Source organism: Desulfofalx alkaliphila DSM 12257 (assembly GCF_000711975.1).
GTDB classification, from domain to species: domain Bacteria; phylum Bacillota; class Desulfotomaculia; order Desulfotomaculales; family Desulfohalotomaculaceae; genus Desulfofalx; species Desulfofalx alkaliphila.
In genome coordinates this window covers 39,319-60,933 of the sequence record NZ_JONT01000001.1, presented here as the reverse complement: position 1 = coordinate 60,933, position 21,615 = coordinate 39,319, and the positions used below count along the sequence as shown (strand labels likewise).

Genomic DNA, 21,615 nt, shown 5'->3' with positions numbered 1-21,615 from the left:
ATGCTATTACAGCGGTATCGATATTAACTCAATATCCCCTGGTATCATTTGAAAATGCTTGCGATTATTGGTTAATATTTTAAGACCATATCGCTCTTTTACACAAGCAATGAGTAAGTCCATGTCACCAACGGTGAAACCCTTTCTATGCTTCGTAAAGCTCCGCTATAGTGATAGTACTAACGGCAATACCTTCCTTCCGATACTCATCAATAGCCTTTATAAAGTCAGGTTTACCTCTTAGATAGTTAATGGCCCAATCGGTATCAATCAAATATTTGGCCATTACCATTTCACTCCTTGTGGTCTGGAGTTTTTAAGGCGTTTCTCGTAAATATCTTTAATTAATTGGTCCGCATCAATATCATCCCAAGATCCGGCAGCTTGCTTAGAAAGCTCAATATCTTCTTCTGTTATCTCGTCCAGTTCCAGCATTACACGAAGTTTGTATCGCTCTGCCGGTGAGAGTTTTTTTATCTCATCAAAGATCTTATCTAAGGCCATGATGCTCACACCCTTTAATTATATATTGATATTTTATCATTTTACCCCAGTTATGAACAGATAACGAAAAACAAATAATAAGTACCAACTTAACATTAACAGTTTTGAGAGTTGAGGTTACGCCATGGTGCGCAAGAATTAGCGCCTCAAAACAACCATGTTTCGAAACGACCACTGAAAGCGGATGCTAACGGTATAATTCTGCTTTAATCGCAAATGACTGGTTTCATCAGCTCTACTACAGAAACTACGATCCTGTTACAACTGACACTGCATGTGAAGTTTATTTCGCATTTGGGTCCACACGTTTCAACAACTCCCTAAGTTAATTAAGATCTAGCACTTGCCGGTCATCACTTCGTAATTTTTCTCAATCCTGTTTATCATTCAATAACTCTTCTATTTTCTTTTCTAATTCTTCGATCTTAGTTTCTAGATTAATAAAAGCCGTAATTAACACCGCTAACAAAAATGCGATAAAAACAATAATAGCCAGGATATTGCTGAAAATGAGATGGGCAAGGAAAAATGTAGCGACCCCGCAAACAATAAGGCAGAGAAAAAAGGTGGAAATAAAGTTTTTCAATTCAATACCTCCAAATTACTGGTTTCTTACACAGGCATTGTAACATAAAACAACCCGCCACAGTTATATTGGCGGGCTGTTTTATCGGGTGCCAAAAATTATCCTGAAGGTAGTTCCTGCCGGGCCGGTATCTATGTCCACCTTTGCCCGATGACTGTTACAAATGCTAAAACATGTTGCCAGGCCCAAGCCGGTACCTTTATCCTTGGTGGTGAAAAAAGGGGTGCCCAGGTTTTCCATTACATACTGGGGGATACCCGGACCCTGGTCTGCAATTTCCAACACCACACTGTCCCCATCGGCATAAGTTCTAATGGTTACCTTACCCCCTTGGGCCATTGCTTCAAGGCCGTTGCGAACTAAATTAAGGATTACTTGGCGTATTTCCTTTCCGCTGAGAGGGATATCCGGGGTTTCTTTTAGTTCCAGTTCTATGTTTTTGCCCAGCTGCAGGGCATCGGCCTGCATTAACGGTGCTATTGTCTTTACTATTTCGTTTAGATTTTGCACCTTAAACTCAGTGGCAGTGTTTTTCCCTATTGATAAAAACTCTGTAATTATAGAATTGGCCCGATCGATTTCATCAATCATTAAATCAAAATAATGCCTTTCAGCCTGATATTCTTTCTTATCCCTTAACATTTGCAAAAAACCCTTAATAGTGGTCATTGGGTTTCGCACTTCATGGCTGATGCTTGCAGCCATTTCCCCAATCATATTTAGGCGGTCTAAACGAAACATTTTCTCTTGAAATTGCTTTTTTTCTGTAATATCTTCTACCATAACAATTGTGTACCGGCAGTCACCCGCCTCATCCTTCAGCACGGATTTTGTCACTTCACCCCATACCACCCCACCATCTTTGATAAAAAAAGGTTTTTGCTGTTTGTAGTAATCACCCATGCTGTCCAATATTTCATGTCGGTAGGCATAATGCATTCTCTGGGGTTGGCTAAAGTCATCAAAGATCCGGTTCTTTAATTGCTGCCTGCTATACCCAAGCATTTGGCTTAGGGTGGCATTGCTTTCCAATATACATCCTTTACTGTCCAGCAGGGCTATACCTATCTTGGCATTATCAAAAATAGCCCTATAACGGGATTCGCTTTCGCTCAAGGCCATTGCAAATCTTTTGCGCTCGTTAATTTCTTGACGCAAATTTTGATTTGCGGTTTCCAACTGTTTTGTGCGGTGCTGTACTATTTTTTCCAGTTGTTCACGGTATTTATAAAGGTGAACAAAGGCTTCTACCTTGTGTTTTAATTCATCTATATCCACCGGTTTAAATATATAATCAATGGCACCTAGGGCATAGCCCTGGCGCACCTGCTCCGGGTCTTTATATATGGCGGTAATAAAGATAATTGGAGTGTATTTGGATTTTTCGCGGGTACGAATTATTTTAGCAGTTTCAAAACCGTCAAATCCCGGCATCTGTATGTCCAGTAATATCACGGCAAAATTGTGCTTTAAAACGCATTTTAATGCCTCTTCTCCGCTGTTGGCTGTAATTAACTGGTACATAGGGGAGTCCAACACCGCCTGCAGCGCAAAAATATTTTCCGGTTTATCATCCACCAACAATACCTTTATGTTATTCTCCATTTTCTATCACCTATCTACGCACTTCTTTATGGCTCGCTTATCCAAGCCCTCATTACAGACAGCAGTTGATGAATATCCAGTGGTTTGCTGATGTAATCTGAAGCACCGACAGCCAAACATTTTTCACGGTCGCCCTTCATAGCCTTTGCTGTTATTGCTATTATGGGTAAATCCTTATATCGATCCATTTTCCGTATGTTTTTTATGGCTTGGTAGCCATCCATGCCAGACATCATAATATCCATCAATACAATATCTATGTCGGGCCGGTGGTTTAGCACCTTTAAGCATTCCAGTCCATTTTCAGCAAAAACCACTTCCATCTTTTGCTCTTCCAATGCTGCAGTGATAGAGAAAACGTTGCGCATGTCATCGTCCACCACCAGCACCTTACAGCCCTGCAAGATGTCACTATTATCAACACAGCGGGCTGCCTTGTCATCCACCGCAGCTGCGGTTTTTTCTTCAGCATCTGAAGCATCTTGCAGTGTTTTACCATCTCCATAGCAGGGGGGCAAGTAAAAGGTGAAGGTACTGCCTTTACCTACTTCACTGCTGGTTAGCTCCACATGACCACCCAAAAGGTCGGCCAACTGGCGGCAGATAGACAAGCCCAGGCCGGTGCCGCCGTACTTTCTGCTGGTTGTACCGTCCAACTGCCGAAATGCCTCAAATATGTAATGCTGTCTATCACCGGCTATACCAATACCTGTATCGCTGACCGAAAAGGCCAGCTGCCCTTTAAAATCTTTATTGTTTGCCCCGCAAATGACAAGGTGCACATGGCCCCGTTCAGTAAATTTCAAGGCGTTAGATATTAAGTTCTTCAATATTTGCATTAATCGGTGCCGGTCTGTGTAAATTGTTTTCGGTAAGCCGCTTTCCAGTTCAACTAAGAAATCAACCTTCTTTTTACGGGCCACCGGCATAAAGTAGCGTTCTAAATCCTTTTTTACCTCAGCCAATGAAACATATTCAGGCTTAATTTGCATTTTACCGGCCTCTAACCTGGAGAGGTCTAAAATATCATTTATTAAATCCAGCAGATCATTGCCGGAGGAATATATGGTTTCTGCATATTCCATCTGTTTGGCAGTTAAATTGCCCTCTTTATTATCTGCTAACAGGCGTGCCAGAATCATTAAGCTATTTAAGGGCGTTCTCAGTTCATGGGACATATTAGATAAAAATTCACTCTTGTACCGTGAGCTTAATGCCAGCTGCCGCGCCTTTTCTTTTAATTCCAGCTGTGCTGCCTCCAATTCAGCGGCCCTTTTTTCAGCCTCATGGTATTGTTTGTCTAGCTTTTCATTGGCCAGCATCAACTCCTCCTGATGCTTCCGTAACTGATGGGACTGGGCCTGCAATTTCTCGGTTAATGCCTGGCTTTCGGCCAGCAGTTTTTGCACCTGCATGTAACCGCCAATGCGGTTTAAAGCGATACCAATGTTTCTACCTACCTGGCTAATTAACATTTGCTGCAAGGGGCTGAACTCCTTAAAAGTAGCCATTTCCACCACCGCCAGCACCTGTCCCTCAAATTCAATAGGCACCAGTATAATACTTTGGGGTACTGCTGCACCTAAACCGGAGTTAACGGTAATATGTTGCTTGGGTACATCTGTCAGCAGTATTGTTTTCTTCTCCAATGCACACTGTAATGCTAAGTCACCCCCGGCGGAAAAGCATTCCCAACCCCTATTCCCGTCTCCGGCGGCATAATCGGCCATTCTTACCGGCCTTCTTTCTTCCCCTTCGCCTTCTAGTAAATAAAACACGCCAAAGCTCGCTTCCACCATTGGGGTTAGTTGTGAAATAGCTATTTTACTTAATATTTTTATATCCTCCACTCCTTGAAACAGGGCAGTAATGTGGCCCAAATTTGTTTTCAACCAGTTCTGTTCTTCCATAACCCGGTAATATACTTTTTCACGCTTGGTATATTGTTCTAAGTCGTCTGCCATGGCATTAAAGGCCACTGCAATTTCCCCAATTTCATCCCGGGCGATGACCGGCAGCCGGGGTAGTGAAGTTTTATCGCTGTGGGATGTTACCTGCTGCATGGCAACGGTTAATTGGTTCATCCGGCTGGTGATATCTTGAAGCATCCATAGTGAAATACCTCCCCCCGTCAATAAGCCCACCGCCAAAACCAACACAAAAATTGCATTTGCCCTATGGTTATCGTCCTTAGCCCAGGCTATTGTTTCATCTATGATTTTTATTTCAAAGTCAATTATCTCATTTAATAAATCCATGGCCTGTAGCAGCAGTATTCCGTCTTCATCTATTAACTGATAAATCTGAATATTTTGCCCCTCTCTAATTAATTTTTTTACGTTTTCTGTATATCCTACATAATCGTCAATAATGCTGCGCAACATCACAAGGGAAGGGGTTAAATCATCCAAGGGCATCTGCTCTAAAGAAGACATGCTGCTGTATATTGGCAGTGGATTGTTCAATTAAAGCAATTTTTTCTTCGGGGTCGGCCACTTGACCCAAGGCCAGTTCCCTAAATTGAATACCTATGTTTTCCAGTTCAAACTTTATTGACCTGACCAGATTTATCTCTTCGTAACACTCAAGGACAGTTTTCTCGATGGTGTAGACCTGCCTATTCATTAGGGTATTTGCAGTAAACATAAGGATTACAAGTATTATACAAAGACTACCCAAACCCAAGAGCATCTTTGTTTTTATATTCATGCCTAAAACCTTCCTAAATTACTAATTAGTAAAGTTTTTCAACATAAACCAAGTAATACCTTCTTGGTTTTCTTAATATTATTTAAAATTTAAGCATGTTAAAATATCAAAAGGGCATTAGCCCCAGGGGTAGGAATAACAATTGGATTAATGAAGGAAAGATTTTGGGGAAGGGTTACCGACCGTCAGCAAACACAGGGATAATAGTCAGGTGATACTGGCAATTGCCCTTGAGGGTATTTAGGGGTGACTTCTTTGTTCACCCCTAAGCAATTTTTTGCACATCTTTTGCTCTGTTGTCAACAACTTATCCACATTATCAACAGATTTGTCCACATTTTTTTCACAGCTTTACTTTATGTTTTCCCTTAGAGCTGCTATTTTCGCACCTATATCTTTGGCGCCCACTATTTCTGTCACCAGGCAGATACATTTGGCGCCTCTTTTTTTAACTTCCGCTATATTGTGTTCTTTAATGCCCCCAATGGCCACAAAGGGCAGTTTAATATTCTTTACTACGTAATCAAGGTATTCTAAGCCCACCGGATCGCACACATCTTTTTTTGTTTTAGTGGCAAATATCGGCCCTACACCAATATAGTCTGCGCCCCGGCGAACAGCATCCTGTGCCTGCTCCGGTGAATGGGTAGAAAGGCCTATAATCATTTCTTTGCCCACCAGTTTGCGCACCTGCTCTATGGGCAGATCCTCTTGGCCTATATGTACCCCGTCTGCCTTAACGGCCAGGGCCAGGTCAATATCATCGTTGACAATAAAAGTAACCCCTGCCTTACGGGTGATTTCCCGTATTTTCAAGCACTCTTGGTATTTATAAAGTTTCTTTTTTTCCTTTTCCCGATATTGGATTATCTTTATACCTGCCTCCACCATTTGTTCCACCACTTCAATGTTAGAACGTCCCAATGAATATTCTTCAGCGGTGATGGCGTATAGGTCTGTGTTTAGCATTGGGCCCACCTCCCTCAGTATTTTCACACCTGCCCATTAGCACGTAATCAAGTACCACATCTGCCTGTTTGGCCGCCACTATGTTTACCCTGGGGGCCACCGGTGGCTTGGTTTCTGATACTGCCGACACCTGGTCACCCACCAGGTAAAAGTTTGCCTTTACCCGGCGCACCTTAATATCGTCAGAGTTTCCCCAACCGGCCAGACCCGAGGCTGCCACCAGCAGTTTGTCAGAGTGCATAAAGATTTCCACCATTTGGCGCTTACAAACGGGGTCGTCAAAGGCCTCAACCACCACCTGACAGGGTTGAAATATTTGCCCCATGTTGTCGGGGGTCAGTCGTTCCACCATGGCAACAATATTCAGGTGGGGATTAATCTTTAACAGGTTTTCTTCCAGCGCCTTCACCTTAGGCCGGCCAACCTGGTGCAAAAAGAAAAACTGCCTGTTTAGGTTAGTATCCTCTACCCGATCATAGTCCACCAATACCAGGTTTTTAAAGCCGCTGCGCACTAAATACTGGGCACAGTTAGAGCCCAGGCCCCCGGCTCCGGCAATGCCCACCGTCACCTGTTGAATTTTTTGTAGGTTTTCCTTTCCCATATAATGCTCAAGTGCTTGTTCAAACTGATTCACCAGGCATCTCCCCGTCTATACACTGCCAATCCTTAAAGACCGGCTGGTAGCCTTGACTTAGCAGCATTTGTTTTATTTCGTCCACTCCCCGGTTATCTGATATCTCAAACTGGCCGGTACCCTCAGCGGAATCCTTTTCTGAATGGCCGCCCACTTCGGTGGTCACACCGGCAGACATTTTGGTCACCCCTAACTTTATTAGGTGGTTGCGCAGCTCCGCCCGCTCTCTGGTGGAAACGGCAATGCCGGCCCGGGGCATAAATAAGCGGTAGGCCAGTATAATTTGCACTAAATGGCGGTCGGTAACGTCCACCTTAGGGGAAAAACCGCCAACATTGGGGCGTATTCTGGGTACAGAAATGCCAATTTCCGTATCTAAATATTTGTTTTGCAGGTAGTCTGCATGCAGACCGGTAAAAAAGGCTTCCTTGCGCCAGTCTTCTAATCCCAGCAGGGCGCCCACATTTACGGTGCGCATTTTAGCCTTGCAGCCCCGTTCCGGTGCATCTAAACGGTAGCGGTAATCCCTTTTGGGCCCCCGGGGGTGCAGGTGTTTATACATCTCTTCGTCATATACCTCTTGGTATATGGTCAGGCCGTCTACCCCCACTGCAACCAGTTGGGCATACTCTTCAGTGCTTAAGGGATACACTTCTATCGAAATGGAATCGAAGTATTTTTTTAGTACCCCTACACAGTCGGCAATATAAGATACCGGGCTGTGGGCCGGAGATTCACCGGTAAGTATTAATATATGTTTCAGCCCGGTGGCGGCAATGGCCTTGGCCTCCTCTTCCACCTGGGCCAGCGAAAGTTTTTTTCGCTTTAATTTATTCAGTGCACTAAAACTGCAGTACAGGCAGTGATTAGCACAGTGGTTGGCCAAGTACATTGGGGTGTACAGCAGCATGGTATGACCAAAGTGCTGCACCGTCAAACGGTGAGCCCGCTGGGCCATGGGTTCTAAAAAATCAGCGGCCCTGGGCGACAGCAGAGTCAAGTAATCGGCCGCATCCAGCCTCTCCTTTGTCAAGATGCGCAGTATATCATTGTCGGTAACACTTTGCCAGTGCTGCTCAAAATCTATATTCTTTGCCTCTTGATAGATATCATAAAAACTAATCCTAATCACCTCGTCAGTCTAAAAAACCTGTAAGCGGCGAACTGGCATCGGCCACATCCCTTGTGGGCCCTAAACCTGCCAGGTAGGCCTTGCGACCGGCCTCCACCGCCTGGCAGAAGGCCCGGGCCATCAAGACCGGGTCTTTGGCCGTTGCCACCGCTGTGTTGGCCAGCACCGCAGCGGCTCCCATTTCCATTGCCTCTGCGGCCTCGGAGGGCCGGCCAATGCCGGCATCCACTATAATAGGGAGTTTAATCTCATCTATTAAAATTCTGATTAATTCTTTGGTTTGTAATCCTTTGTTGGTGCCTATGGGCGCCCCCAAGGGCATCACTGCCGCAGCACCTGCATCGACCAAGGCTTTGGCCACCATCAAGTCAGGGCTTACATAGGGCAGGACCACAAAGCCTTCCTTGGCCAGTATTTCGGTGGCTTTTACCGTTTCGTAGTTATCGGGCAGCAGGTATTTGTTGTCTGAAATTACTTCTATCTTTATCCAATTGCCGCAGCCGGTGGCCCGGGCCAGCCTGGCTATGCGCACCGCCTCTTGGGCATTTCTGGCCCCGGAGGTGTTGGGCAGCAGTTTTACCTGCTTTGGTATATAATTCAATATATTTTCCTGCGGTGAGCTTAGGTCCACCCTGCGCAGTGCCACAGTAATTACCTCAATACCCGAATGTTCAACTATTTGCGGAATAATTGCATTGCTGGCGTGTTTACCGGTGCCGGTAAAAAAGCGGTTGCCAATCTCCTGGCCACCGATAATTAATTTATCATTGTTAGGCATCTATTAACCCCCTCCCACAAAGTGAAGCACTTCTAAGTTGTCTCCCTCTTGCAGTGTAATATCGCCCCACTGTTCCTTAGGGATAATGTTAAAGTTATATTCCACCACCACTGTATTTAGGTCTATATCTTTAGCTTCTAAAAAACTTAGCAGCGTTACTTTACCGGCCAAACTTTCCTTTTGTCCGTTAACGGTTATCTGCAAGCTTTACCCCCCTTTCAAGTTTGCTAAAATTAAAAACACCTACCCCAACAAAATAGGGTAAGTGTTTTATTGCTTCCCTACGTTGGAATTATCCAAACAGGTTCAAAGGGTTAGGGCAGGGCCCTTCTCAGCCTATCGGCACCCCCAGCGCATGTTTTTTATGCTATTTATTAAAGTATAAACCCTCTGGCGGTAAAATGTAAAGTAACAGCAGGAATTAACAATACATTAACGAATAAATATAAGTATAATTAAATAAACCAATGGCTAGGGGAGCTTTATAAGCTGAGAAGGATTTTTCCTGACCCTTTGAACCTGATCAGGTTAACACCTGCGTAGGGAAGCTAAACCAGAACGATTTATTTCGGCCCTTGTTTAGCTTGTCTTGTTAAATAAGGGCCTTTATTAATTGATAAGGAGACTGTGAAAAATGAAAAACACCATTTACACCGCCCTCACCATAGCCGGTTCAGACTCCGGCGGAGGTGCAGGAATTCAGGCAGACTTAAAAGCCTTTGCCGCCAACGGAGTATACGGCGCCTCTGTAATCACTGCAGTAACCGCCCAAAACACCCAAGGAGTAAGAGGAATTGCGGAGTTGCAACCTGAATTTGTTGTGCTGCAAATGGAGGCAGTGCTTGAAGACATTAAAATAGACGCAATAAAAATTGGCATGCTCTCCAATGCCGAAATCATTAAATCCGTGGCCAAGGTGCTAACAGCTTACCCCCATATACCGGTGGTGCTGGACCCGGTTATGGTGGCTAAAAGCGGAGACCATTTATTGCAGCCCCAAGCCCGCCAGGCACTAATTGACCACTTACTGCCTTTATCCGATGTGGTTACCCCCAACCTGCCTGAAGCTGCTGCCATTGTGGACTTTGAGGTGGGTACTGTAGAGGAAATGAAAAAGGCCGCCCAAACCATAAGAGCAATGGGTGCAAAACATGTGCTGGTTAAAGGCGGGCATTTACCCGGCGACGCCATCGATTTGCTTTATGACGGACATAAATTTACCCCCTTTACCGCAAAGCGGCTAACCAACAATAACACCCACGGCACCGGTTGCACATATTCCTCCGCAATTGCCGCCAACCTGGCCAAGGGCTTGGCCGTCAAGGATGCGGTGGCCCAAGCCAAGGAATACATCACCGGCGCCATAGAGCACGCCTTCCCGCTGGGCAAGGGCATCGGCCCCACCCATCATTTTTATAAAATATATCAGTAAGGTAATAAACCGTTACCCTAATTGCCGGGTAACGGTTTATCGCGGGGGGTAAAAATTTACTTGTTATGGGTCTTTACAATAAACTTTTCTTCCTTACCATAGATGTCTATGCAGGTCCATTCAATTTCCTTTGCCCGCTTTTTAGGTATCAGTTTAGCCGGGTAGTAACCCAACTGATAGGGAATGCGGGTTTCAATGGCTCCTGAGGAGCACTCCTTTGTGCAGGCCATGCAGTCCCAGCAGTCTCTGGTGTCCCGGCAGAAGGCTACCTTGGTGGATTCATCCACTTCCATCAAGTCGCCAGGACAAATCTCTTCACACTTTCCACAACCAGTACATTTCTCTTTATTAATTACCGGTGGCATAATATCAACCTCCTCTTCCTTAAGGCTTTAATCTGTCGCCGGGTATTATCTGCTCGTAGGGGCGCGTAAACATTTCAATCTCACCGGTTTCCGGATTGTACCGGGAGTTTACAAAGCAATCAAACTTCTCATCGTTCTTCTCGGGGAAGTCTGCCCTTGTCTGCCAGCCCGGCCAGCGGGTTTCTTCGCGGTACAGCAGGTGATGCACCAGGGTTTCGGCCACCACCAAACGGTCAATTACCTCATGGGCTGCCATTAATTCGTGCAAGTCCTCGGCCACCAAATATTTAACTTGTTCTTTCATCAAGTTCAAGTGGCGCAGGGCATACTCTAAACCTTCTCTATTCATGCGGAAAAACTGGTGTACACCGCCGGCATACTCATCCATCAACCGCTGCAGGCGTTCTTCCATCTCCCGGGGCTTTACACCGTCACCCACTTCTTGCTGGCGGAAACCGGGGGCAAAAATCCTTTCCTTTTCCTTAGCAATTTGTTCTTCATCCACTTCTACTTTATCTACACCGGCAGCGTATTCTGCCGCAGCCCGGGCTGCCAGTAAACCTTCGGCGGCACAACCACCCACAAATTTGTTGGGGGTACCACCGGCCACATCACCGCAGGCGTATAAGCCCGGCAGTGTGGTGCTTCTTTTTACGTCTACCCAATAGCCGCTGGCAGTGTGGCCGCCCACGATGTAGGGGTCAGAGCCGTATATTTCAATGGGATCTTTCTTAAGATCTTGGGCCCTACTGGCCAAAAAGAGCACGTAGCTGGGGCGCTCATTCAAGTAGTCATACTTCATATCGTATATTTGTTCATCAGTCATATGGCGGGTGTCCACAAAGCAAGGCCCACGGCCTTCTCGCCATTCATCCATCGGTGCGTTTGCCCTGATGAAACGTGGCGCTGCGTCCCCACCTAGATGAGCATAGTGGGTTTTTAAAATTTCTTCCCCCTTGCAGTTTATCATCGGGGTTTTGTAACCCACCGAAATGGTATCAATGGGGCCGTTAAAGTCTTTAGTGCGTGTGGCACACCAGCGCATTTCAAAGGTAGTCATCTCGGCGCCGGCCCTAATACCCATGGCATAACCGGTACCCACATTAAAGGGGCAGTACCACAGTTGGTGGTGGCTGTCGTTGCCGTCGTTTTGGTAGGGTTTATACAAGCCCGCTGCACCGCCGGTGGCAATGATGGTGGCTTTGGCTTTGATAACGTAAACCTTACCGTCCCTTACTCCGAAACCAATGGCACCGACTACTTTTTCACCGGCTTTGATATAATTGGTGGCCACCACCCGGTTTAAGATTTCACAGCCGTATTCTCTGGTTTTTTCGGCTAAAATAACTTTCATCTCTGAGCCGCTGATGGTGATATCCCACTTGCCGCGGGTTTTATACTCTTCACCGTCTTCTTCGTACTTAATGGGCATACCCCACTCTTCCCATTCTTCAATGGGCCTGTTTAATTCTTCGGCCATTGTAATGGTGAGATCCTCACGCAGCAGTCCGCCGGCCTGGGAACGGCTCCAGCGCACAAAGTCTTCAATGGTACGTCCCTTTTTAATATAGGTGTTTATGGCGTCCATCCCACCGGCCAGGCAACCACTGCGGTCAATATGGGCCTTTTCCATTAACGTTACTTTCAAGTCAGGGTTTACTCGTTTTGCTTCAATTGCCGCAAAACATCCGGCGTTGCCGGCACCGATAATTAGCAGGTCGGTTTCTATACGGACCTCTTCAATTTTGTCTACACTGTTTGGCAATTTGGCTCTAGGCATTAAATGTAACCTCCTTCTAGCTCTTAGTTCATCGGTACCCAAATGGGGAATCCACAGAATGCGTACCAGGGTACCATAACAATCACCATGTACAGGATAACCATTAAAGTAAGGGGAGCCCCCACTTTTACAAACTCCATAAAGGTGAATTCTTCTGTTCCATATGCAATAAGACAAGCGGTAACCGATATGGGTAGAATAAAGGCGTAGCTGTCTACGTTTAGTACCACCATGGTAAAGGCTACAGTGTTCAAGTCTAACATCGGAGCCAATGCCACCACAATGGGAGCCATCAGTGTAACAGCAGCTACGTTACTGACAATACCGAGACGCAGAATTTGTACTACAATACAGACAAACAGTGTTACTCCAACCCAACCCCAGGCAGGGGCAATACCCACTAGGTAAGAGGCTAACCAGTTGTTAACACCGGTTTGTCCAAAGGCATTTACCAGCGAGAGCGAACCACATAAGAGTAACCAGGTCCCCCAAATGGTGTTGCCCTGTACCTTCTTCCAGGTAAGGTTGGTTAAACCGGGAATAAATATTATCAGTAACACAGCCAGCGTTACCGCAGCCATGCTGATTCCGTGAATTTGCTCAGTGGCCCACAGTAAGATAGCCACAGTAAAACCAATTAATACAACATACTCGGTAAAAGTCATTTTACCCATTGCATCTCTTTGGCGTTTAACCTCGCCGATGCCACCGGGCACTTCGATATTATGAGTCTTTAAGGCCCAGTTTACCCAGAAGTACATAATGACCAGTATCCCTAACATGGGCCAGTTCATCCAGGCCCAGGTTCCCCAACTGATAACAGTTTCATCCAGGGCTTGGTTAATGGTTTGGGCCACAATTACGTTTGACATGTGGCTGTGCATTAAAATGATACCTGAAGCCAGGGATGCAAAACCAACACCGACCATGGTGAGCGCCTTTCTGGCCCTGGCACCGTCAGCATCATCCTTACTAAAGAGTTTGTTCAAACCTGTAACAATAGGTAAAAACACTGCCCCACGGGCGTTGGTGGCTGGAACTAGCACCGCGGTTACAAGGTGAGCTCCAATTAACCCGCGCATTACACTGCCCACTTTGGGCTTAACCTTAGATACAATTCCTAATGCGATACGCCGGTCTAGGCCGGTGGTCTGCATGATAGCTGCAAAGATAAAACATCCCAATATAAGGAAAGTAACATTTTGGGTAAAACCACGAAAAGCATCCGGTATGGCTGGCATTGCCCCAGTGAGCATCAACAAAAGGGGAATACCTAAACCGGAAATACCCAGGGGCAATGCCGCTGTAAGCCATACTGTGGTGGCCCAAGCCATCACCGCCATTGCCGCCCTGCCCTCGGCGGTGAGAGTTTCAGAAGTAGGCACCAGTGTTAAAATGGCAAAGAACACCGCCCATGAAGCAAGAAAGCCAGGAAATGCGTACTTATTCGCCCCTGATTCTTTCAAGTTGGCAGCAAAAATACTTGTTTTGTCTGATGTTTTCATTTCGGCCATAATTCCCATTCCTCCCAAATTATAGTGGGTTAAAGCACTCTGTATTTACTCTTTAGCCAATACCCCCTCCTTATAAAACATTCGCCCTTGTGTTAGTTATAATTTTATCAATCCCTAAATTCTTAAAAAACCGCGGTTAAGACACTGCTTTGTCAACTTTGCGAGGGTTTTATGTCTTGAGGCCGACACTTAGGGGGCGGTAAGGGCAATGGGAGCCGGCTGCGCTTGTGATTTATCATGCAATATGAGAATAAGCCCCGGAGCGCAAGCCTCCCCAAAAGCCTTGAAACAGAGGAACAGCTATAAAAAAACTAACCGGGCTAAACCCGGTTCTCACTCTATCCAACTATCCAGTTTTTTAATATTGACAGCCACAATATCTCTTCCTTTGTACTTAATACAGCCATCTTCTTTAAATAGATTAAGCAGTGTTGACACTGTTTGTCTGGCAGCCCCTATCATACAGGCCAGCTCATTCTGGGTAACCTTTAGGCGCACGTGTACAATATCTTCACTGGGGATACCGGAACGCAAAGCCATCTCTTTAATTATCAGCGCCAACCGACCCTGCACCTGGTTGCTAATAAAGTCATGGACGGTGTTTTGCGCCTCCCGCAGCCTATTACCCAAAAGCTGCATGATTTTGACGTTAAAATCATAGTTTTCGGCCAGCATTTTTTTAAATTCATCACCCCAAATTATCACCAGCGAAACGTCATCCATGGCTTCTGCACTGCATTTCCGCTCATGGCCGCTAAAAAGTTCGGCTAATCCAATGACATCTCCGGCAAAACGCAAACCAACAGATACCTGGCGACCGTCACTTACGGTGCGGTAAATTTTCACCCATCCCCTCTGGATAAAGTAAACCTCATTGGTTCGCTGACCCGATGTAAATATTATTTGCCCTTTGGGGAATTTTACATTTGTGCCCTTTGATGCCAAGTAGTCCCTTTCTTCCTCTGATAACTCAACAGACAACATGCAGCCTCCCTCCCCAGACAATTGTTATAATTAACACTAATATAATTATACTATTTCGCAAATTAAGTGACAATGGTGAGATATACAGTTGCGCCCGGCTAACATCCATTTAACAAATTTTATCGATATTGTCCTTGACACAGCCCTTGATTTCATGTATCGTCTAATAAGGCCTAAAAATCAATAACCTTCGTTAGGTGAGGCTCCTGTGTTGGAGATACGCTGCTGCCCAGAAACGTCTAAAGACGCCAACGGGTTAACAGAAGCTATCGAATTAAGGTAGTTTTTAACGCAGCTGGAATTTTCCTATGCCCCACAGTGCTAAAGCTCAACGATTGAGGGATGCCCATTTTGCGGTCATCATTCGTACTCGTGCGCCTTCAGTCGTTGAAGGCGCTTTTTTATTTATTACTTAATATAATGTTCTACAGGAGGTGATTCAAAATGGAAGATGTGCCTGACACGGGAAAGTTCACTGCCATTTGTAACATAATACATATACATCTAGTTGGGAATCCGTTTTGGATCACCTCAAGGAATTCTTAATGGGTTCCCTCAAGAAGGGGGAATCAAAAATGGTGAAGTTAAATCACGAAAATCGTCAAGAATATACCGATTATATTCTTCAGTTATTAACAGATAAGAATCGCAGCAAGTTCAGAGAATATTTTTTGGAACTGCACCCCACTGACCAGGTAGAAATATTTGAACTGCTGGAAGAGGAAACAAGACAGCTGGTTTACAGCTATCTAACACCCGATGAAATGGGGGATGTTTTCCAGGGGCTGGAGTTTGAAAATCAAAAGGCATACATCCTGGAAATGGATCGGGCTTACGCGGTGGAAATATTAAATATCTTGCCCTCTGACGAGGCTGCAGATTTTTTAGGTAAGTTAGATGATTCCACTGTCAAAGATTTTCTGGGCAAAATGGATAAGGAAGAAGCCCAGGAAGTAAAAGAACTATTGGCTTACCCCGAAGAAACAGCCGGTGCCATTATGACCACAGAATATGTGGTCACCTCCGTATCGGAAAAGGTAGATTCGGTAATGCAGCGCCTGCGCCGGGAAGGGCCAAACGCTGAAACCATCTATTATTTGTATGTGATTGATAAAAATGAAAAGCTGGTGGGCGTACTTTCACTGCGGGATTTAATTATTGCCCAACTTGAACAACAGGTAGAAGATATAATGAGTTCTCAGGTGGTGTCTGTAACGGTATTAACCGACCAGGAAGAAGTGGCCAACACCATTAAAAATTATGACTTACTGGCCGTACCCGTTACCGATGACCAGGGCAGGCTGGTGGGGATTGTTACAGTGGACGACGTCATTGACGTGCTGGAAGATGAAGCCACCGAGGACTTTGGAGAGATTTCTGCCGTAAAGGGTGCTGTGGATTTGGAAATCGGCGCCTTGGAAGCATCAAGAAAACGTTTGCCCTGGCTGGTTTTGCTCTTGTTCATCGGTATGTTTACCGCCAGAATTATTGGCAGTTTCGAAGCCACCTTAGAGGAAGCGGCCATGTTGGCCTTTTTTATCCCGCTAATTGCCGGTATGGCAGGGAATACCGGAATTCAGTCATTGGCTGTGGTGGTAAGGGGTTTGACACTGGGTAAGTTTGATAAGGACGGAGTAATCCACCTTATTAAGCGGGAAACATTAACGGGCTTAATTATGGGCCTGGTATGCGGGGCAATTGTCGCCCTTATTTCACAGATAATTACCCATGGTAACTTGGTGATTGGTTTTATTATCGGGGTTTCGCTATTTTGCACCTTAATTGTGGCCACGCTGGCCGGCGCCATAATACCGCTAATCATTAACCGTTTAAAGATTGACCCGGCGGTGGCCTCGGGCCCCTTCATCACCACCATCAATGATATTTTAGGATTGATGATTTATTTTTCCATTGCAACGGCTTTGTTGCAGTATTTATAACCTCACCTTGGGGCTATAAAGGGTTCATTATAAAAAAACTAATTTATTCTAAATGATTTTAACAGGTGTGATCTAGATTACAGCTCACCCCCTTAAATTGCCCTATAATGAACACATAAAAACAAATAGCCCAAGGAGGTAATTATAATGAAACGCAAAATAATTGAAATCGATAGAGATAAATGTATCGGTTGCGGTCTTTGCACAAACGCCTGCATGCAAGGCGCTATCCAGTTGGTTGACGGTAAGGCGAAGTTGGTTTCAGAGTCTTACTGTGACGGTTTGGGAATGTGTTTACCCCAATGCCCGGTGGGTGCCATTCAATTGGTCGAAAAGGACGCCGAAGCTTTTAACAGCGACAGGGCTAACATTAAACTTAAAAGCGAAAACCAGAGCTCTGTCTCTGCCTGTGGCTGTTCATCTAAACAGGCTGAAAGCCAAAGCCTAGCCTGCGGATGTCCATCTACCCTGAGCAAGATAATTGAAAGGAAAGATAAGGGGCCTGTTGCCCATGGCAGTCAGCCGTCCCGCTTGCGTCAATGGCCTGTCCAGTTGCACCTGGTAAATCCGGCGGCACCCTACTTCAAAAACGCCAACCTGCTGCTAAGCGCAGACTGTGTCATGGCAGCCTATGGGGATTTTCAGGAAAAACTGTTAAAAGACCGAGCTATCGCCATTGCCTGCCCCAAGCTGGATAACATTGAGGGTTATGTGGAAAAACTGACTCAAATACTGGTGAACAACGATATTAAAACAATAGTGGTGGCCCGCATGGAAGTACCCTGCTGCGGCGGCATTTCAACCCTGATTAAACAGGCACTGCAAAATTCCGGCAAAGAGATACCGCTTAGGGAAGTGGTCATCAGCATTGACGGTAATGTAAAATGATGAAAACAATGTAACAAATAAGGCCCCCCGACCATATTATGCAGTAGTTCGAAGAAGGAAGGGGGGGCGTTATAATGGGATACTACGGTGGTGGCTGCGGTGACAACTCCTTTATAATTTTCTTAATTCTCATTTTGTTATTGTTGAGTCCGACTCCTCGCTACTACGGGGCAGGTCAATAACCAAAAATTTGTTTATGAAGAAATCACCCTTTTTAAGCCAAAAGGGTGATTTCTTTTTTGCTAAAATAAGAGGATTAAATTTTAAATCTCTCTACCGAAAGCTGTAACTGGTTGGCAATGCCGGCCAATTCTTGAGATGCCCCGGTTACCTGTTGAACCGTTGAGGTTATCTGTTCATTGCTGGCTGCCACCTGTTCCATGCCCATGCTACTTTGTTTTGCCCCCTCAGCCATATCCTTAACTAACTGAATACTTTCCTTAACCGCAGTATATATGCTGTTTAAAGCTTTACCGGCCTCAGATGCCAACTGCACCCCTTCCTGTACTTGAACAGTGCCGTTTTCCATGGCTGTTGATGCAGTGTCCACCCCGATTTGCACCTGTTTTACCAGCTCGTTAATATCCCTGGTGGCATCGGCAGACTGCTCGGCAAGCTTCCTCACCTCTTCAGCCACCACCGCAAACCCTCTTCCGGCTTCCCCTGCCCGGGCCGCTTCAATGGCAGCGTTTAATGCCAGCAGGTTTGTTTGCTCGGCAATATCTGATATTAAATCGGTAATATTGCCAATTTCACCGGATAGCCGACCCAGGGCTTTAATTGCCAGTTCCACTTCGGTGGTGGCCTTGGCGATGGCATTTATTTTCTCAATGGTATCCTGCACCGTTTCATTGCCCTCCTGGGCAAGTAATTCAACATCCTCAGATTCTTTCACTGCCAGGGTAGCTTTTTCAAAACTCTTTTCGGCAGTGGCAGCAACCTGGCTGGCCGTGTTGGCAACTTCCTCAACCGATGAATTAACCTCTTCACTGGCCGCTGCCATTTCTTCACTCTGGGCAGCCACAACCTGGGCATTGTTAGACACTTCGCTAATAAGATTGGCCAATTGGTCAGACATTTCATTTAAAGAACGGGCCAGATCACCGATTTCATCGTCGCTGCCTACATTGATCTTTTGGGTAAAATCACCCTGGGCTAACCTATTGGCACCGGCTGCCATTTCCACCATGGGGTTTTTTACAGCCCGTGTAATGAATATGCTCAACAGCCCACCGATAACCATAGCGATAGCGGTGACAGCAACAGACTGTGTTTGTATCCCCGCCATCAGCCTGGTAGTGGCCCCCAGGTAATTGTCACGGTTGGCGGTATCTTCAACTACCATGGCATGGTTAATTTCATTTATCCGTTCGGTAAGGGGTATATATTGGCCGGCTATGGCCACCACCTCTGCCCTGCGTTCTTCCATCTCTTCCAGGGTTTGGGAGGCATATTGTCTTTCCACTGCGGGAAGTAATTCTGCACTAATGCCCTGGAAGTATTCAGTGCTTATATCAATGAGTTCTTGCACCTGCTCTCTTTTTTCGTTGTCGGTAAAATCAGCAAGTTGCCTTGCCAGGTCTATGGTATTAGTCATGTGGTGAATAAAATTATCCCTGTGGTTTTCGGTACCATAGGCAATATATCCCCTGATACCCGCCGTAGAGTTTAAAAACTCTGCTTCTATTTCGCCTTGCAGGGCCAGGTGCTGATTTAGTATATCCACCTGATCAATATCCTTGGACATTTTACCGGTGGATATAAAGCTATATGCTCCTAGAGCCGAGAGCAATATCAGCATTACAATATAGCCGCCGCTTATTTTAGCCCCAATTTTTAGCTTCATACTTTATTCCCCCTTTTCTCTTTGTTTATTAGACTTGTTCTTTTATAATAGGACATATTCCTTCTAAAAGGGCAACCTTATTCAGAAAATTGTCTAAACTTTTATGGACATGAAAAGAACCATTCCCCGTCCATAAGGGGAATGGTTCTTTTCTTAGCTTTTTTCTGCCACATCAGTTCTAAAGAAGAACGTAAGGGCATAGATACCGGCGACACCAACCAAGGTATAAATAATACGACTAATAATTGCTGTTTGCCCACCAAAAATTGCCGCCACCAGGTCATAGGTGAAAAGTCCCACCAACAACCAGTTAAGGGCCCCAATAATAATTAGCGCCAGGGCAATTTGTCTTAAGGTATCCATTATTTGTTCACCTCCCCATTTATTTATAATTTAGTCTTGACCTATGATTTAAATAATATACTTTTAGGGCTTTTATCTCTTGTAAGTGTTTATAGTCAAAAAAGAATAATTTTGACGTAGTCCAGACTATAAATTGTTTAACAAACAATTTGATATAATTTAAGAAAGATTTCACTTTAACCAGCCACCGGGGACAACCATACACACCGGCAAAGAGACAAGTTTAAGTAATGGGGTGACAGCGTATGATTATTAATAGGGATAGCAACTTAAATAAGCTAGGACTAACCTTTGTAGAAACAGATCAGGGATTTACCACTAAAGAAGCAATCACAGAGGCCGGCCGCTGCCTTAACTGTTCTAAGCCCCTTTGTCGTACGGGCTGTCCCATTGACAACGATATCCCCGCATTTATTCAAGCTTTGGCTAAGGGTAACATGGGAGAAGCAAGGGAGATTATAGCTGAGCGAAGCAACTTGCCCGCTGTATGCGGGCGGGTTTGTCCCCATGAAAAACAGTGTGAAGGACACTGTGTCTTAACAAAAAAACAGCAGGGAATTAAAATTGGCAAACTGGAACGGTTTATTGCTGACTTTGATGCTGAAATGAACCTCCTTAAGCCTAAGGTGTTCACTAAATCTAAGGGCAGGGTGGCAGTTATCGGATCAGGACCGGCAGGACTGACCGTCGCAGGGGATCTTGCTAAGCAGGGCTTTACCGTTGTGGTATACGAAGCTGAAAACGAACCCGGCGGTGTGCTGCTTTACGGCATCCCACAATTTAGATTGCCTAAGGAAGTGGTGCGGCAAGAAACCGAGCGCATTGCACAACTGGGAGTAAAGTTTATCACCAACTGTCTTGTGGGGGCCGATGTTACCATTGACCGGTTGTTTGAAGAGGGTTTTGACGCAATATTTATCGGTAGCGGAACTGCGCTCCCTAAGGATTTAAATTTGCCGGGCAGAGATCTGATGGGCATCATACAGGCAACCTATATTTTGCGCACCATCACCTTGTATAACCAGGGAAAAATTGACCGTAAAGAAGTTCCCATCTGCCCCGGTGATGAGGTGCTCATAATAGGTGGCGGCAATGTTTCCATGGATGCAGCTCGCACATTGCTGCGTCTTGGGGCCGGCAAGGTGTCTGTGACCTTTCGCAAAACAGTAAATGAGCTCACAGCCTTGCAGTCTGAGTATGAAGATGCAGTGGCCGAGGGGGTAAAATTTCACTGGCAGTGCACCCCCGTGTCCTTTGTGGGTACAGAGGGCAGGCTCACGGGCTTAGAAGTTGAAACTCCGACAGGCAGAACTGTGCTGCCTGCCCACAAAGTTCTCCTTGCCATTGGTTCCCGCCCGGCGGCACGTATTATTTCAACCACTAAGGGAATCGATGTAAATGAGGCAGGATATGTGATCACTAAGAAAGTCCCATACGGCATGACTTCCCGTAAAGGAGTCTTTGCCGGAGGTGATGTTGTCCATCAGCCCGCCACAGTGGTATTGGCAATGAAGGAGGCTAAAAAGGTAGCTAAGGGCATGGCGGCTTATGTGGAGGCTAAGAAGTTGTTGGAAGTCTGCTAA

Annotated in this window: 21 protein-coding genes and 3 riboswitches; of the genes, 4 read left to right on the top strand and 17 right to left on the bottom strand. The window is 45.5% G+C overall.

The window, feature by feature from the left end:
* Positions 1-145: 145 nt before the first annotated feature.
* The 11 genes from BR02_RS15355 to thiS form a co-directional block, all read right to left on the bottom strand.
* A complete protein-coding gene (locus BR02_RS15355) occupies positions 146-286 on the bottom strand; it encodes a PIN domain-containing protein (protein ID WP_157834903.1) in 141 nt (46 codons plus the stop codon).
* Complete coding sequence (locus BR02_RS0100275; RefSeq protein WP_031513097.1) at positions 286-504, bottom strand: hypothetical protein; 219 nt, start codon at positions 502-504, stop codon at positions 286-288. Before BR02_RS0100275 ends, BR02_RS15355 begins: the two co-directional genes overlap by 1 nt.
* 370 nt (positions 505-874) lie before the next feature.
* Positions 875-1,090, bottom strand: a complete 216-nt coding sequence (locus BR02_RS0100270) for a hypothetical protein (protein WP_031513095.1) — start codon at positions 1,088-1,090, stop codon at positions 875-877.
* 81 nt (positions 1,091-1,171) lie between these two features.
* Positions 1,172-2,695: a response regulator gene (locus BR02_RS0100265; RefSeq protein WP_051688035.1), complete on the bottom strand. Its 1,524-nt coding sequence runs from the start codon at positions 2,693-2,695 to the stop codon at positions 1,172-1,174.
* A gap of 26 nt (positions 2,696-2,721) precedes the next feature.
* Positions 2,722-5,130 carry an ATP-binding protein gene (locus tag BR02_RS14225; protein ID WP_084170864.1) on the bottom strand — a complete coding sequence of 803 codons (2,409 nt, stop codon included), beginning with the start codon at positions 5,128-5,130 and terminating at the stop codon, positions 2,722-2,724.
* A complete protein-coding gene (locus BR02_RS14220) occupies positions 5,099-5,404 on the bottom strand; it encodes a hypothetical protein (RefSeq protein ID WP_034638590.1) in 306 nt (101 codons plus the stop codon). The genes BR02_RS14225 and BR02_RS14220 overlap by 32 nt, the downstream gene beginning before the upstream one ends.
* A 351-nt stretch (positions 5,405-5,755) precedes the next feature.
* Complete coding sequence (thiE, locus tag BR02_RS0100255; protein ID WP_031513092.1) at positions 5,756-6,373, bottom strand: thiamine phosphate synthase; 618 nt, start codon at positions 6,371-6,373, stop codon at positions 5,756-5,758.
* Positions 6,339-7,010 carry a sulfur carrier protein ThiS adenylyltransferase ThiF gene (thiF, locus tag BR02_RS0100250; protein WP_051688033.1) on the bottom strand — a complete coding sequence of 224 codons (672 nt, stop codon included), beginning with the start codon at positions 7,008-7,010 and terminating at the stop codon, positions 6,339-6,341. The genes thiE and thiF overlap by 35 nt, the downstream gene beginning before the upstream one ends.
* Positions 6,997-8,133 (bottom strand): 2-iminoacetate synthase ThiH, encoded by a 1,137-nt coding sequence (gene thiH, locus BR02_RS0100245; RefSeq protein WP_031513088.1) that lies wholly within the window; start codon positions 8,131-8,133, stop codon positions 6,997-6,999. The genes thiF and thiH overlap by 14 nt, the downstream gene beginning before the upstream one ends.
* Before the next feature lie 13 nt (positions 8,134-8,146).
* Entirely contained in the window at positions 8,147-8,920 is a 774-nt protein-coding gene (locus BR02_RS0100240; protein ID WP_031513086.1) for a thiazole synthase, read from the bottom strand.
* A gap of 3 nt (positions 8,921-8,923) precedes the next feature.
* The gene (gene thiS / locus BR02_RS0100235) at positions 8,924-9,124 is read right to left on the bottom strand and encodes a sulfur carrier protein ThiS (protein ID WP_031513084.1); all 201 of its coding nucleotides are present in this window, start codon (positions 9,122-9,124) and stop codon (positions 8,924-8,926) included.
* A gap of 57 nt (positions 9,125-9,181) precedes the next feature.
* Positions 9,182-9,280, bottom strand: a riboswitch (TPP riboswitch).
* Positions 9,281-9,383: 103 nt separating this feature from the next.
* Positions 9,384-9,483, top strand: a riboswitch (TPP riboswitch).
* Between the two features lie 71 nt (positions 9,484-9,554).
* On the opposite strand from thiS, the gene thiD reads away from it, so the two are divergent.
* Positions 9,555-10,352 (top strand): bifunctional hydroxymethylpyrimidine kinase/phosphomethylpyrimidine kinase, encoded by a 798-nt coding sequence (gene thiD, locus BR02_RS0100230; protein ID WP_031513082.1) that lies wholly within the window; start codon positions 9,555-9,557, stop codon positions 10,350-10,352.
* Positions 10,353-10,408: 56 nt separating this feature from the next.
* On the opposite strand, the gene BR02_RS0100225 is transcribed toward thiD, so the two are convergent.
* From BR02_RS0100225 to BR02_RS0100210, 4 genes are all read right to left on the bottom strand, one after another.
* Positions 10,409-10,717, bottom strand: coding sequence for a 4Fe-4S binding protein (locus BR02_RS0100225; protein ID WP_031513080.1), 309 nt, complete (start codon positions 10,715-10,717; stop codon positions 10,409-10,411).
* A gap of 19 nt (positions 10,718-10,736) precedes the next feature.
* Complete coding sequence (locus tag BR02_RS0100220) at positions 10,737-12,497, bottom strand: adenylyl-sulfate reductase subunit alpha (RefSeq protein ID WP_031513078.1); 1,761 nt, start codon at positions 12,495-12,497, stop codon at positions 10,737-10,739.
* A 23-nt stretch (positions 12,498-12,520) separates the two neighbouring features.
* Entirely contained in the window at positions 12,521-14,011 is a 1,491-nt protein-coding gene (locus BR02_RS0100215) for an SLC13 family permease (protein WP_031513076.1), read from the bottom strand.
* Between the two features lie 333 nt (positions 14,012-14,344).
* Entirely contained in the window at positions 14,345-14,995 is a 651-nt protein-coding gene (locus BR02_RS0100210) for a Crp/Fnr family transcriptional regulator (protein ID WP_031513074.1), read from the bottom strand.
* A gap of 182 nt (positions 14,996-15,177) precedes the next feature.
* Positions 15,178-15,342, top strand: a riboswitch (M-box (ykoK) riboswitch).
* Positions 15,343-15,570: 228 nt separating this feature from the next.
* Here BR02_RS0100210 and mgtE point away from each other — a divergent pair.
* Entirely contained in the window at positions 15,571-16,935 is a 1,365-nt protein-coding gene (gene mgtE / locus BR02_RS0100205; protein ID WP_031513072.1) for a magnesium transporter, read from the top strand.
* Between the two features lie 147 nt (positions 16,936-17,082).
* On the top strand, positions 17,083-17,823 hold the full coding sequence (locus BR02_RS0100200) for an ATP-binding protein (RefSeq protein ID WP_031513070.1): 741 nt from the start codon (positions 17,083-17,085) through the stop codon (positions 17,821-17,823).
* A 256-nt stretch (positions 17,824-18,079) separates the two neighbouring features.
* Here the strand turns inward: BR02_RS0100200 and BR02_RS14610 are convergent, their stop codons facing one another.
* Together BR02_RS14610 and BR02_RS0100190 are read right to left on the bottom strand one after the other, a co-directional pair.
* Entirely contained in the window at positions 18,080-19,669 is a 1,590-nt protein-coding gene (locus BR02_RS14610; protein ID WP_051688032.1) for a methyl-accepting chemotaxis protein, read from the bottom strand.
* 153 nt (positions 19,670-19,822) lie between these two features.
* A complete protein-coding gene (locus tag BR02_RS0100190) occupies positions 19,823-20,032 on the bottom strand; it encodes a DUF378 domain-containing protein (RefSeq protein WP_031513066.1) in 210 nt (69 codons plus the stop codon).
* Positions 20,033-20,277: 245 nt separating this feature from the next.
* Here BR02_RS0100190 and BR02_RS0100185 point away from each other — a divergent pair, with 245 nt between their 5' ends.
* Positions 20,278-21,615: an NAD(P)-dependent oxidoreductase gene (locus tag BR02_RS0100185; RefSeq protein WP_031513064.1), complete on the top strand. Its 1,338-nt coding sequence runs from the start codon at positions 20,278-20,280 to the stop codon at positions 21,613-21,615.